This is a genomic window from Paraburkholderia sp. 31.1, assembly GCF_014397645.1.
GTDB lineage: Bacteria > Pseudomonadota > Gammaproteobacteria > Burkholderiales > Burkholderiaceae > Paraburkholderia > Paraburkholderia tuberum.
The window spans coordinates 1-13170 of record NZ_VZQN01000050.1; the positions used below are offsets into that span (position 1 = coordinate 1).

Sequence of the window (13170 nt, forward strand, 5' to 3'; positions counted from 1 at the left end):
CATGCCTGATGACCATAGCGAGTCGGCCCCACCCCTTCCCATCCCGAACAGGACCGTGAAACGACTCCACGCCGATGATAGTGCGGATTGCCCGTGTGAAAGTAGGTAATCGTCAGGCTCCCCCCAGGTCAGAAACCCCACCCGCCGCGGTGGGGTTTTTGCGTTTACGCGGCCGACTTTGCGCGCTTCACTACTTTCCGATCCGCAACGCATCCGCGTAATCCGGCGACTTCCGACGCGGTCGTCCAAAATCCGTGTCCTTCTGGCTCGGCCGGTCAGCAGCTCCTCCAAACACGCTAAGCCCGCTTACGCGCCGGCGCTCGATCGGATCCCCCTGCGATAAAGCGGTCGAGTCTTTCGCTGGCCTCCGTAATCGCCCAAAGCGGAGCGCGATGCAGCTGCCGATCGTAGCTCGTTGCGATCGATGCAAAGAGCGCGAATCCCGCTTCGTCAAGTTTCCATTCGTTGCGTTCCCGACCTCCATCGAACATCATCGCCGAGGCGCGGTCCGCGGCGTGGAGCTCTTCGTGGCTCATCGAGCCAAAGCCGGCATCAGCGAGGTAGCTGGTCAACAGCATGATCTGTGTGACCGTCTGCGCATCGCTCTTCGTACCGAGGCCGCGGCGCAGTGCGTCGAGCGACAGATGAACTCGCAACGCGAGATCGTCGGCGATCTGGCGCGCGATGGGCAACAGCATGGCTTTGGCATGCCGCGCGCGGGCGGCGCCAGTGTTGCGGAAAGGAATTGGTTGTGCCATGGAGATCCGAGGGGTTTGCCTGAGCACATGCAATAACGGCGCGCTTCGCAAAAGGTTGAGCCTTCATTGCGTTTTAGCCGCTTCCTTCGACGAAAACGTTTGCTGGCGGCCACTTGCGCGCAGATTGCCGGCACGTCGCGGCGTCCGTCGTCGAGCGAATTGGCACCTACATCGCCCGAGATGCGCCGTTCACTCCCCACGAATCCAGCGGCTTTGCTTCCTATGCTTGCCCACGGAAAGGCGTCGCGCCGCATTGCCACCTCGCGCGCGTCCGGCCATCTACCTCGGCGAAACCTCTCTATCATGACGATTGGAACAACCTCGGCCAGCAAGCCGGAACGGAGCAACTCCCGCCGGCAAGCGCCATCCAGCTGTCTTCGACCCGAGATGCATCGATGCAGGCTCATTCATCCAACGTTGTCTCGACGCCCGCCGATTTGCGGATCGACGGCGCGCGGCTGTGGGACTGTCTCATGCAGCTCGCGCGGATCGGCGCGACCGACAAACGCGGTGTCTGCCGTCCAGCACTGACCGAACTCGACCGTGAGGCACGCGATCAGTTCATCGCGTGGACGAAGGAGATCGGCCGCACGGTGCCGGTCGACGCGATCGGCAATATTTTCGCGCGGAGGACGCGGCTGCGTGACGATCTGCCGCCCATAATGACGGGCAGCCATCTCGACACGCAGCCGACCGGCGGCAAATTCGACGGCAATTATGGTGTGCTGGCAGGGCTGGAGGTGCTGCGCCCGCTGGCCGAGGCCAACGTGCAGACCATCGCGCCGCTCGAGGTTGCCATGTGGACCAACGAGGAGGGCTCGCGATTCTTGCCGGTGGTGATGGGGTCCGGCGTGTTCGCCGGCGCATTCACGCTCGAGCACGCGCTAGCGCAACGCGATCGCGACGGCGTAGCGGTGCGCCACGCGCTAGCGGCGATCGGCTATGCCGGCGAGCATCGCAAGTCGCACGCTGTCGGCGCATATTTCGAGGTGCATATCGAACAGGGGTCCGTGCTCGAAGCGCACGACAAGGTCATCGGCGTCGTGCAGGGCGCGCTCGGGCAGCGCTGGTACGACCTGACCGCGCACGGCATGGAAGCGCACGCGGGGCCGATGGCGCTGCGCCGCGACGCGCTACTCGTCGCCGCGGATCCGATCCATGCGGTGAACCGTATCGCACTCGATCACGCGCCGCATGGCCGTAGCACGGTCGGCTGGCTCGACGTGCATTCAAACTCGCGCAACGTCATTTCGGGCCGCGTGAAATTCAGCGTCGACCTGCGCGCAGCCGATGACGCATCGCTCACTGCGATGGACCTCGCATGGCGTGCAGCGTGCGCGCAGGCGGGCAGCAATGGGGGCAACGCCGCCACCAACGCCGCCGCCACCCGCGCGAGCAGCAGCTTGGACGCCCCCATCACTATCGACATCGAGCAGGTCGTCTACTTCCCGCCGCAGCGATTCGCCGCGCAATGGATCGCCGAGGTCAGGCAGAGCGCGGAGCGGCTCGGTGTGTCGTCGATGGACGTGATCAGCGGCGCGGGCCACGACGCCGCCTATCGCGCGCGCGGCGCACCCAGCGAGATGATCTTCGTTCCCTGCAAGGACGGCATGAGCCACAACGAAATCGAGGACGCGCGCGCCGATCATCTGGAAGCCGGCTGCAATATGCTGCTGCAGGTGATGCCGAGCGCGGCGTCGAGAACGGGGAGCATGCGCGCATGAAGATCCTGATCGCACGAATGAACCACGAGACCAACACGTTCTCGCCAGTAGAGACCCCGCTGGCCGCATTCGGCCGCAACGGTCCGAGCTACGGCCGCGCCGCGTTCGACGAAAACAAGGGCATGCAAACCGCGATGGCCGCGTTCATCGACGCCGCCGAGCGCGTGCATGCCGAAATCGTGACGCCGATCTCCGCCATGGCGAATCCGAGCGGGCCGGTCGACGCCGCCGCCTACGATACGATCTGCGACGCGATCGTGGCAGCCGCTACGGGCTGCGACGCGGTGATGCTCGATCTGCACGGCGCGATGGTCGCCGAGAACTCGACCGACGGTGAAGGCGATCTGCTCGGGCGCGTGCGTGCGTCGCTGCCGCACGCGCCGATCGCGGTCGCGCTCGATCTGCATGGCAACGTCACGCAAAAAATGATCGACAACGCCGACGTCATCGTCAGCTTCAAGACCTATCCGCACGTCGACATGTACGAGACTGGCGCACATGCAGCGCGCTTGCTGTTCGACATGATCGAGGGCCACGCGAAGCCGGTGATCGCGTGGCGTCAGCCGCCGCTGCTCACGCACACGCTGCGCAGCGCGAGCGTTGACGGCGCGATGAAACGCGCGCTCGATGCCGCGCGCGCCGCCGAGGCCGACGGCATGCTCGCGGTGTCGGTGCTGGCGGGCTTCTCGCTCGCCGATATCGAAGCGCCATGCATTAGCGTCGTCGTCGTGGGCAATGGCGAGCGCGCGGATGCGGAGGCGGTCGCCGAGCGCATCGCGCGGCAGATCTGGGACGAGCGCGACGATTTCGTCTATCGCAGCGCGCCGCTTGCCGAATCGGTCGAGCGGGCGGCGTCGCTGGCACGCGCCGCCGATAAACCGGTGCTAATGCTCGATCACGGCGACAACTGCATGTCGGGCGGCACGTGCGACACGATGGATTTGCTCGAGGAAGCGTTGAGGCAGGGCCTCGAAGGCATCGTCAGCGGGCCGTTGTGCGATCCGCAGGCGGTCGCGGCCCTGGCGGCCTCGGGCGTCGGTAGCACGGTCACGCTCGCGATCGGCAACAAGCTCACAAACGATGCATTGCCCTCGCGTTCGCCGCTTGCCCTGACCGGCGTCGTGCGCGCGCTGACCGACGGCGAATACGTGATCAGCGGCCCGACCTACACCGGCCAGCGCGCGTACATGGGGCGCGCGGCAGTGCTCGACACCGGCACGGTGAAACTCGTCGTGACCGAACGAACGCATGAGCCGTGGGATCTCGGCGTGTTCGAGAGCGTCGGCATCGATCCGCGCCGCGCGCGTTTTCTGCTGCTCAAATCACGCATGTATTGCCGGCCGGTTTTCGTGCCGATCGCGGAGGCACTCGTCGAATGCGATAGCCGCGGCGTCACGAGTTCGGACTATGGTCTGTTCAGCTTCGAGCACGTGAAGCGGCCGGTTTATCCATTGGACCCTCACACCGAATGGACCGCGACGAACTGATCAACATGCATGCGTTTCGATAAGTCGCGGCAAGGGCTTGTGCAGTCCGCATTGAGTCTCTATAATTCGCGCCTCTAAAGGCTCGTAGCTCAGTTGGTTAGAGCACCACCTTGACATGGTGGGGGTCGTTGGTTCGAATCCAATCGAGCCTACCAACGCATCTGTGACGTAGACGAAAGCGGTTCCGCTTTCGTCTACGGTCCTGTCAAATCGATCCAGTCGTTCCCTCAGTTTCGCCGTTCGGCATCACGTCCCCTTCGTTGTTGTTGTCCGCTCGTGGCCCGAAGCTCATGCACGTTCACGCGCGCGCTCTCGCCGTTGCGTCGTCGTTCGACAATGCGCGGTACAGTTAGACCTTCCGCTTTCGCCGCCGACCCGACTGCCGTTCCCATCGCATCTTCGATCATGCGATGCCGCCAGCATCCAACGGAGCTGACGCAATGAAGAAGCTCATCAACGATGTGTCCACCGTGGTCCCCGAGATGCTCGACGGGCTCATCGCGCTCAATCCCCAACTCTCGCTGTTGCAAGGCGGCACGATCGTCTTGCGCGCCGATGCCCAGGCCGTGGCCGCGCGCGGCGAGGTCGCGCTGATCTCGGGCGGCGGCTCGGGCCACGAGCCCGCGCACGGCGGCTATGTGGGCCACGGCATGCTGAGCGCGGCGGTGGCCGGCGAGGTCTTCACCTCGCCCTCCACCGACGCCGTGCTCGACGCGATACGCGCGGTGGCCGGCCCCGCTGGCGCGTTGCTGATCGTCAAGAACTACACGGGCGACCGCTTCAACTTCGGCCTCGCGGCCGAAATCGCGCGCGCCGAGGGCATCCTCGTTGAGATGATGATCGTCGCCGACGACGTCGCGCTGAGCGCGAGCGGCGATCACGCGGGCCGTCGCGGACTCGCGGGCACAGTGTTGGTTCACAAGATCGCGGGCGCGGCGGCCGCGCGCGGTTTGCCGTTGGCCGAGGTCGCGCGGCTCGCTCGGGAAGCGGCCGCGTCGCTCGGCACGATGGGCGTCGCGCTGACGCCGTGCACGGTGCCGGCCGCGGGCAAGCCGGGCTTCGCGCTGGGCGATGGCGAAATCGAATGGGGCCTCGGCATTCATGGCGAAGCCGGCGTGGCGCGCGGCGCGCTGGAGCCGGCCGACGCGATCGTCGGCAAGCTGCTTGCAAAGATCGTCGACGATCTCGCGTTGCAGGCGGGCGAGCGCGTCGCGCTGCTCGTCAACAATCTGGGTGGCACGCCGCCGAGCGAACTCAACGTGGTGGCTGGTGCCGCGCTGCGCGAGCTTGCCGGGCGCGGCATCGAAGTCGCGCGCGCGTGGGCCGGCACGTTCCTGAGCGCGCTCGAAATGGCCGGCGTCTCGCTGACGCTGCTGCGTATCGATGACGAACGGCTGAGCCTGCTCGACGCCGCCTCACAGACGAGCGCATGGCCTGCGTTGAGCGGCCGCGTCGCGCAGGTCGCGGTGCGTGCGGCGCCACCCGCGCCGCAAAGCGCGAGCGGCGCGACGCTCGCGCGTGACGCGACGCTGCGGCGCGCGCTCGAAGCGGTCTGCGAGTGCCTGCTGGCAGCCGAGCCGACATTGACCGAAATGGACCAGCGCGTCGGCGACGGCGACCTCGGCATCAGCCTCGCGCGCGGCGCACGCGCGGTGCAGCTCGAGCTCGATTCCTACGCGTGCGCAACCACCCCGGGCGCGGTATTGCGCGGCATGTCGGCGACGCTGCGGCGCGTGGTGGGCGGCACGTCGGGTCCGCTGTACGCGGTGATGCTGCTGCGCGCGGCGGCCGCGCTCGAACAGTCGGGCGGGACCACCGCACGGCAATGGGCGACGGCGTTCAGCGCCGGTGTCGATGGGTTGATGGAACTGGGGGGCGCGCGGCCGGGCGATCGGACGATGGTCGATGCGCTGAGGCCCGCTGCCGACGCGCTGCACGACGCACTCGCTCAAGGAGCGTCGACGGATGCCGCATTGCAGGCCACCGTCGCTGCGGCATGCGACGGCACGTCTCGTACCGCATCGATGCATCCGCGGCGCGGGCGTTCGAGCTATGTCGGCGAGCGCGCGCTCGGTCATATGGATCCGGGCGCGCATGCGGTCGCGTTGTGGCTCGCGGCGATTCGCGACGCGCTTCCCGGTTAGGCGCAGGCGGACGCGAACGATACGGCGAACGCAAGGGACGAGCGCACTTTCGCAGCAGGGAAAAACTACGCCGCCGTCACGGCCGCAGCAGATCGAACCCCGCGAACGCCACGACGCCGCTCAGTGCGATCAGCGCCACCGAGTGCTGTCCGAGGTACAGCAGCCCGGCAGCGGACCAACACGTGACAGCGAATGCGGCAATACGTTTCATGCTTCCTTCTTCTACGACTCGAACTCAAAAACCGACTCAGAAGCCCAGCGTAACGGCCAGCAGTCCACTGACGACACCGCCCACCACCACTGCACAGGTCACCACCGTCAGCACGCGCCGCGGAAACGACCGCGCGAGCATCGCGAGCGACGGCACGCTGACGAGCGGCAGCGTCATCAGCAGCGCGCCGGCGGGGCCGGCGGCCATGCCGAACGACAGCATAGCCTGAATGATCGGCACTTCACCCGCGGTCGGAATCACGAACAGCGTGCCGGCGATCGACAGCGCGATGATCCACAGCAGGCTGTTGTCGACGTCCGGGCCGATGTGCGGAAACAGCCACGCGCGCGCCGCGCCGAGAATCAGCACGAGCGCGATGTATTCCGGCACGAGCCGCAGCGTCATGCGCCCCAGAATCGTGATCCAGCGCGAGAACGCGGTGCCTGGATCGTCGGCGCTGACCAGTTGCGCGACGGCCTCTCGCGACGCTTGCGCTTCCTGCGGCGTGACCATGCGGTTCACGACGTAGCCAAGGCCGAGCACCATCACGATGCCGAGCGCGAGGCGCAGGCCCATCCACTGCCAGCCGAGCACGAAGCCCATGAAGATCAGCGTAGCGGGATTCAGCGCGGTATTACCGAGCCAAAAAGCAATCGCCGCGCCCGGCGCCGCTTCACGCGCGCGCAGGCCCGCGACGACCGGCGCCGCGCAGCAGGTGCACATCATGCCCGGCAACGACATCAGGCCGCCTTTGACGACGCTGTTGAAGTCGGCACGGCCGAGCGTGCGCGCGACCCATTGCGGTGGAATCAGCGCCTGTACCGCGGAGCCGAGCAGCAGGCCGAGCACCATCGCCTGCCAGATTGCCTTGCCGTAAGCGAGCGCGAAGTCGATCGCGGCCTGCCATGAGGCCGCCGGCGCGCTCGCGGACGTGCCCATCAGGATCGACTTGCCGATCGAATGCTGGCTCGCGGCGACGAACGCGCGGTTGTAGTACGGAAACCACTTCACATAGAAGAGGCCGACGACGGCGATCAGCAGGAACACGATCCAGCCAAGCGTGACGCGGGGTTGCCGAAGGGTTGATTGCATGATGGTTATTGAATGTCGTTGTGGATCAACCGACGACTAGCGTGCGGGTATCGAGCTGCGCGAGCAGCGTTTTCGCCTGCTCGACGATGTCGGCGTCGTTCGGGCGGAAATCGAGTTGCAGCGAGTTGGGCAACTGCTCGAAATGCTGGCCGCTGCTGCGCGCGTATGCGGGATCGTAGTGCCGTTCGATCAGTTCGCGCGCGAGCTCGGCGCGCCGGTTCTCGTCGACGAGCCGCAGCCAGCCCGTGACCCGCTCGCGGCTGTGCAGACCGATCAACCGTTCCAGCTGTCCCTTGAAGTAATCGGGATGCTCGAACAGATGTGCGTAATCCTGCAACAGAAACGCCGCGCGGTCCTCGCTGCTCGAGTGCACCTCGACGCACGCGCCGCGATGAAACGTTTCGAGCAGCGCGAGCGGCAGCGTGACGGAGCCAATACGCCGGCTTTCCGCCTCGACGAACACCGGCCGATTCACGTCGAAGTCGCGCAGCGCGCTGACGAGCAGCGTGTCGAAACGCTTTTGCGACGGCTGCGCCACGCCCGCATACGCGCCGAGCAACGAGCCGCGATGCGCGGCGAGCGCCTCGAGGTCGAGCGTTTGCGCGCCGGCCTCATGCAGCGCCGACAGCAGCCGCGTCTTGCCGCTGCCGGTCGGGCCCACGAGCGCGATATAGCTGAAACGACGCGGCAGGGTTTCGAGCCTCTCCAGCGTGGCGCGCCGGTAGCTCTTGTAGCCGCCGTCGAGTTGCCGCGCCGACCAGCCGATCATGTTGAACAGCGTCGTGACCGAGCCCGAACGCTTGCCGCCGCGCCAGCAGTAAATCAGCGGGCGCCAGTTGCGCGGCCGGTCGGCGAACGTGGTTTCCAGATGATGCGCGATGTTGCGCGCGACTAACGCCGCGCCGAGCCGCGTGCCCTCGAACGGCGACACCTGCGTGTAGGTCGTGCCGACCAGCACGCGTTCCTCGTTGCTCAGCACTGGCGCGTTGGTCGCGCCCGGAATATGGTCTTCCTCGAACTCGAGCGGAGTGCGAACGTCGACGATTTCATCGAAATCGCCGGCTTTGTCGAGGCTGACTAGAAGACTTTTCAAGGGAGTAGGGACAAAACGGACCGCGGGAAGACCGAAATTATCGCATGGGCGGCTCGTTCGGGCCGGTTATATGCGTCCTTCCCGGGTTCTCCAGTGACGTCCTTCGGCCGCCTACCTCAGATGACTTCGACCCGCGCTTCGCCGCTCACCAGCTCGCCGATCACCCGTGCGTCGGCAAAGCCATCGGCGCGGAACAGCGCGAGCACTTCGTCTACCGCTTCGGGCGAGCACGACACCAGCAGCCCGCCCGACGTCTGCGGATCGGTCAACAACGCGCGGCCGGCGGACGGCAAGGTGGCGGGCAGCACCACGTCGTGGCCGTAGGCATCCCAGTTGCGGCCCGATGCGCCGGTGAAAATGCCTGCTTGCGCGAGGCTCGCGACGTTCGGCAGCCACGGCAGGTCCGCGTAGCGCACGCGCGCGGTCAGCTTCGAGCCGCGTGCGAGTTCCAGCGTGTGGCCGAGCAGGCCGAAGCCGGTGATGTCGGTCAGCGCATGCACGCCGTCGAGCCGCGCCAGCTCGGCGCCCGGCCGGTTCAGCTTGGTGGTCGCGCCGATCATTGCCGCGTAGCCGGCCTCGTCGAGCCGGTCTTTCTTCAGTGCCGCGGACAGAATCCCGACGCCGAGTGGCTTGCCGAGGATCAGCACGTCGCCGGCCTGGCCGCCCGCGTTGCGCTTGACGCGCTTCGGATCGACGATGCCCAGCGCGACGAGGCCGTAAATCGGCTCGACGGAATCGATCGAATGGCCGCCCGCGAGCGGGATGCCTGCTTCCGCGCAGACCGATTCGCCGCCTTTCAGCACGGCCGCGATCACGTCGTGCGGCAGCACGTTGATCGGCATGCCGACGATCGCGAGCGCCATGATCGGCTTGCCGCCCATCGCGTAGACGTCGGAGATCGCGTTGGTCGCGGCGATGCGGCCGAAGTCGAATGGATCGTCGACGATCGGCATGAAGAAATCGGTGGTCGCGACGATCGCCTGGTCTTCGTTGAGCTTGTAGACGGCGGCGTCGTCGGCGGTGTCGTTGCCGACCAGCAGGTCGGGGAAGAATGGCAGCGGCGCGCTGCGCTTGAGCAGATCGGCGAGCAGGCCGGGCGCGATCTTGCAGCCGCAGCCGCCGCCGTGCGACAGGCTCGTCAGGCGGGGCGACTGGCTTGCTTGGACTTGGGTCATGGGGGCGAGAGTTGGGGTTCGTCGAATGACCGCATTATGAGGGTTGTTTTCACACTGTGCAGCGTCGGCACGGGCGCAAACCGGCTCTATGCCGAACCCGTTTCGAACCCCGTTTTGCCGAGCAGGCGGCATGTACGCGCGATGAAACGAATTCTTTACGCTACAACGCAATTCCGCGGCGCCCGGGTAGTTCATAGGAGCGCAATGGTCCGCCGATGAGGTCAGTGGGAGTCACTATTCGCGGATGCAGCATGAACGGTGCCCAACAGCGGGAATAAATCGTGCCAGCAGGGTGCCGCCCTTTCAAGTGACTTTCGCATGTCCCATCTACAGGGGTGGCGAATGCACTACGATGCATGTCGCGAAACGGCATCTATAATCAATTTTGTCCCCAAAAGAGCCGAGGCCATGCAATGACGCAAATGACTCGGCGACAATTCCTGAAGGTCTCTGCCACGACACTTGCCGGATCGAGCCTGGCCCTGATGGGCTTCTCGCCGACACCCGCGCTGGCCGAAGTCCGTCAGTACAAATTGTCGCGTGCGACTGAAACCCGCAACACCTGCCCGTACTGTTCGGTGGGCTGCGGCATCCTGATGTACGGTCTTGGCGACGAGGCCAAGAATGTGAAGACGAGCATCTTCCACATCGAGGGCGACCCCGACCATCCGGTCAATCGCGGCACGCTGTGCCCGAAGGGCGCGAGCCTGATCGACTTCATCCATAGCTCGAGCCGTCTGCGCTATCCCGAGTACCGCGCGGCCGGGGCGAACGAGTGGAAGCGCATCTCGTGGGAAGACGCGCTAGACCGCATCGCGAAGCTGATGAAGGAAGACCGCGACGCGAACTTCGTCGAGACGAACGCGGACGGCAAGAAGGTCAACCGCTGGCTGACTACCGGCATGCTCGCGGCATCGGCCGGCAGCAACGAGGTGGGTTATCTGACGCACAAGACTGTTCGCAGTCTTGGCATGCTCGGATTCGACAATCAGGCGCGTGTCTGACATGGCCCGACGGTGGCAGGTCTTGCCCCGACGTTTGGCCGTGGAGCGATGACGAACCATTGGGTCGACATCAGAAACGCGGACGTGATTCTCGTGATGGGCGGCAATGCGGCCGAGGCACACCCATGCGGTTTCAAATGGGTCACCGAAGCCAAGGCGCACCGCAAGGCGCGTCTGATCGTGGTCGACCCGCGCTTTACGCGTACGGCGTCGGTCGCGGACTACTTCGTGCAGATCCGCACCGGTACGGACATTGCGTTCCTCGGCGGGGTGATCAACTACCTGCTGACGAACGACAAGATCCAGCACGAGTACGTGAAGAACTACACGGACGTGCCGTTCATCGTGCGCGAGGATTTCGCGTTCAAGGACGGCCTGTTTTCCGGCTACCACGCCGACACGCGCAGCTACGACAAGACCTCGTGGGACTACGAGCGCGGCGACGACGGCTTCGCCAAGGTCGATCCGACGCTGCAGGACCCGCGCTGCGTCTATCAGCTGATGAAGCAGCACTACTCGCGCTACACGCCCGAGCAGGTCGAGAAAATCTGCGGCGTGCCGAAGGAGAAGTTCCAGCACGTGTGCGAGATGCTCGCGTCGACGTCGGTGCCGAACCGCGCGGCCACGATCATGTACGCGCTCGGCTGGACGCATCACTCGGTCGGCTCGCAGATCATCCGCACCGGCGCGATGGTGCAGCTGCTGCTCGGCAACATCGGCATCGCGGGCGGCGGCATGAACGCGCTGCGCGGCCATTCGAACATCCAGGGCCTGACGGATCTCGGCCTGATGTCGAACCTGCTGCCGGGCTACATGACGCTGCCCATGGAAGCGGAGCAGGACTTCGACGCCTACATCGCGACGCGCGCCAAACAGCCGCTGCGGCCGAACCAGTTGAGCTACTGGCGCAACTATCGCGCGTTCCACGTGAGCTTCATGAAATCGTGGTGGGGCGACAAGGCGACCGCCGACAACAACTTCGCTTTCGACTATCTGCCGAAGCTCGACAAGTCCTACGACCTGCTGCAGGTCTTCGAGCTGATGAATCAGGGCAAAATGACCGGCTACATCGCGCAGGGCTTCAATCCGCTTGCCGCCGCGCCGTTCAAGGCGAAGAACGGCGCGGCGCTGGCCAAGCTGAAGTGGCTCGTGATCATGGATCCGCTCGCGACCGAAACGTCGGAGTTCTGGAAGAACTACGGCCCGTTCAACGACGTCGACAGCGGCTCGATCCAGACCGAGGTGTTTCGTCTACCGACCACCTGCTTCGCCGAGGAACGCGGCTCGCTCGTTAGTTCGAGCCGGGTGCTGCAGTGGCATTGGCAGGGCGCGGACGGTCCCGGCGAAGCGAAGAGCGACCTCGATATCATGGCGGGGCTGTGGCTGCGTATTCGCGACGCTTATCGCAAGGACGGCGGCAAGTATCCCGATCCGATCCTGAACATGAGCTGGCCGTATGCGAACCCGGAAAGCCCGACGCCCGAAGAACTCGCGATGGAGTACAACGGCAAGGCGCTCGCGGACGTCACCGATCCGAAGGACACGACCAAGGTGCTCGCGAAGAAGGGCGAGCAGCTCGCGAGTTTCGCGCTGCTGCGCGACGACGGCTCGACCTCGAGCGGCTGCTGGATCTTCTGCGGCGCGTGGACCCAGGCGGGCAACCAGATGGGCCGCCGCGACAACTCGGACCCGACCGGCATCGGCAACACGCTGAACTGGGCCTGGGCATGGCCGGTGAACCGGCGGGTTCTGTACAACCGCGCGTCGTGCGACCTCAGCGGCAAGCCGTTCGATCCGACGCGCAAGCTGATCGCGTGGAACGGCAGCAGATGGTCGGGCGCCGACATTCCGGACTTCAAGGTCGACGAGCCGCCCGAAGACGGCATGAATCCGTTCATCATGAATCCGGAAGGCGTGGCTTGCTTCTTCGCGCGCGAAGCTATGGTGGAAGGGCCATTCCCCGAGCACTACGAGCCGTTCGAAACGCCGCTCGGCTACAACCCGCTGCATCCGGACAACAAGTTGGTCGTCAGCAATCCTGCGGCGCGCGTGTTCCCGGACGACATGGCCACGTTCGGCACGCACGAGAACTTCCCGCATACGGCGACCACCTATCGTCTGACCGAGCATTTCCACTACTGGACCAAACACGCGCGTCTGAACGCGATCATCCAGCCCGAGCAGTTCGTCGAGATTGGCGAAGACCTCGCGAAGGAGATCGGCGTGGTAGCCGGCGACCGGGTCAAGGTGAGCTCGAACCGCGGGCACCTGGTTGCCGTCGCGGTCGTGACGAAGCGGATCAAACCGCTGATGATCGAAGGCAAGAAGGTGCAGACCGTCGGGCTGCCGCTCCATTGGGGCTTCAAAGGGCTCGCGAGGCCGGGCTATCTCATCAATACGCTGACGCCCCCGGTGGGCGACGGGAATTCGCAGACACCGGAATTCAAGTCGTTCCTCGTCAAGGTCGAAAAGGCATAAGGAA

The 13170-nt window shown here is 65.4% G+C and carries 9 protein-coding genes, 1 tRNA gene and 1 rRNA gene; 6 read left to right on the plus strand and 5 right to left on the minus strand.

Features of this window, described 5'->3' with window-relative positions:
* Positions 1-4: 4 nt before the first annotated feature.
* A 5S ribosomal RNA gene (rrf, locus tag F6X37_RS30005) occupies positions 5-118 on the plus strand.
* A gap of 178 nt (positions 119-296) precedes the next feature.
* On the opposite strand, the gene F6X37_RS30010 is transcribed toward rrf, so the two are convergent.
* A complete protein-coding gene (locus F6X37_RS30010; RefSeq protein ID WP_187613842.1) occupies positions 297-758 on the minus strand; it encodes a hypothetical protein in 462 nt (153 codons plus the stop codon).
* Positions 759-1153: 395 nt separating this feature from the next.
* Between F6X37_RS30010 and F6X37_RS30015 the strand changes: the two genes are divergently transcribed.
* The 4 genes from F6X37_RS30015 to dhaL all read left to right on the plus strand — a co-directional run bounded on the left by F6X37_RS30015 (position 1154) and on the right by dhaL (position 6113).
* Positions 1154-2482, plus strand: a complete 1329-nt coding sequence (locus tag F6X37_RS30015; RefSeq protein ID WP_187613807.1) for a Zn-dependent hydrolase — start codon at positions 1154-1156, stop codon at positions 2480-2482.
* Entirely contained in the window at positions 2479-3969 is a 1491-nt protein-coding gene (locus F6X37_RS30020) for a M81 family metallopeptidase (protein WP_187613808.1), read from the plus strand. The genes F6X37_RS30015 and F6X37_RS30020 overlap by 4 nt, the downstream gene beginning before the upstream one ends.
* A 78-nt stretch (positions 3970-4047) precedes the next feature.
* Positions 4048-4124: transfer RNA gene (locus F6X37_RS30025), tRNA-Val, on the plus strand.
* 285 nt (positions 4125-4409) lie between these two features.
* The gene (gene dhaL / locus F6X37_RS30030; protein WP_187613809.1) at positions 4410-6113 is read left to right on the plus strand and encodes a dihydroxyacetone kinase subunit DhaL; all 1704 of its coding nucleotides are present in this window, start codon (positions 4410-4412) and stop codon (positions 6111-6113) included.
* Positions 6114-6189: 76 nt separating this feature from the next.
* Here the strand turns inward: dhaL and F6X37_RS37255 are convergent, their stop codons facing one another.
* The 4 genes from F6X37_RS37255 to selD all read right to left on the minus strand — a co-directional run bounded on the left by F6X37_RS37255 (position 6190) and on the right by selD (position 9684).
* On the minus strand, positions 6190-6324 hold the full coding sequence (locus tag F6X37_RS37255) for a hypothetical protein (RefSeq protein ID WP_143037237.1): 135 nt from the start codon (positions 6322-6324) through the stop codon (positions 6190-6192).
* Between the two features lie 36 nt (positions 6325-6360).
* Complete coding sequence (locus F6X37_RS30035) at positions 6361-7416, minus strand: permease (protein WP_187613810.1); 1056 nt, start codon at positions 7414-7416, stop codon at positions 6361-6363.
* Between the two features lie 25 nt (positions 7417-7441).
* Positions 7442-8509, minus strand: a complete 1068-nt coding sequence (gene mnmH / locus F6X37_RS30040; protein ID WP_187613811.1) for a tRNA 2-selenouridine(34) synthase MnmH — start codon at positions 8507-8509, stop codon at positions 7442-7444.
* A 116-nt stretch (positions 8510-8625) separates the two neighbouring features.
* Positions 8626-9684 carry a selenide, water dikinase SelD gene (selD, locus tag F6X37_RS30045; RefSeq protein ID WP_187613812.1) on the minus strand — a complete coding sequence of 353 codons (1059 nt, stop codon included), beginning with the start codon at positions 9682-9684 and terminating at the stop codon, positions 8626-8628.
* 413 nt (positions 9685-10097) lie between these two features.
* Between selD and fdnG the strand changes: the two genes are divergently transcribed.
* Positions 10098-13166: a formate dehydrogenase-N subunit alpha gene (gene fdnG, locus F6X37_RS30050; protein WP_187613813.1), complete on the plus strand. Its 3069-nt coding sequence runs from the start codon at positions 10098-10100 to the stop codon at positions 13164-13166.
* Positions 13167-13170 lie beyond the last annotated feature (4 nt).

What these genes read in the sequence shown, in the direction of transcription:
- F6X37_RS30015 (WP_187613807.1), top strand. Translation starts at nt 1,154, where the DNA reads ATGCAGGCTCATTCATCCAACGTTGTCTCGACGCCCGCCGATTTGCGG.
- F6X37_RS30010 (WP_187613842.1), bottom strand. Translation starts at nt 758, where the DNA reads ATGGCACAACCAATTCCTTTCCGCAACACTGGCGCCGCCCGCGCGCGG.
- F6X37_RS30035 (WP_187613810.1), bottom strand. Translation starts at nt 7,416, where the DNA reads ATGCAATCAACCCTTCGGCAACCCCGCGTCACGCTTGGCTGGATCGTG.
- F6X37_RS37255 (WP_143037237.1), bottom strand. Translation starts at nt 6,324, where the DNA reads ATGAAACGTATTGCCGCATTCGCTGTCACGTGTTGGTCCGCTGCCGGG.
- selD (WP_187613812.1), bottom strand. Translation starts at nt 9,684, where the DNA reads ATGACCCAAGTCCAAGCAAGCCAGTCGCCCCGCCTGACGAGCCTGTCG.
- F6X37_RS30020 (WP_187613808.1), top strand. Translation starts at nt 2,479, where the DNA reads ATGAAGATCCTGATCGCACGAATGAACCACGAGACCAACACGTTCTCG.
- dhaL (WP_187613809.1), top strand. Translation starts at nt 4,410, where the DNA reads ATGAAGAAGCTCATCAACGATGTGTCCACCGTGGTCCCCGAGATGCTC.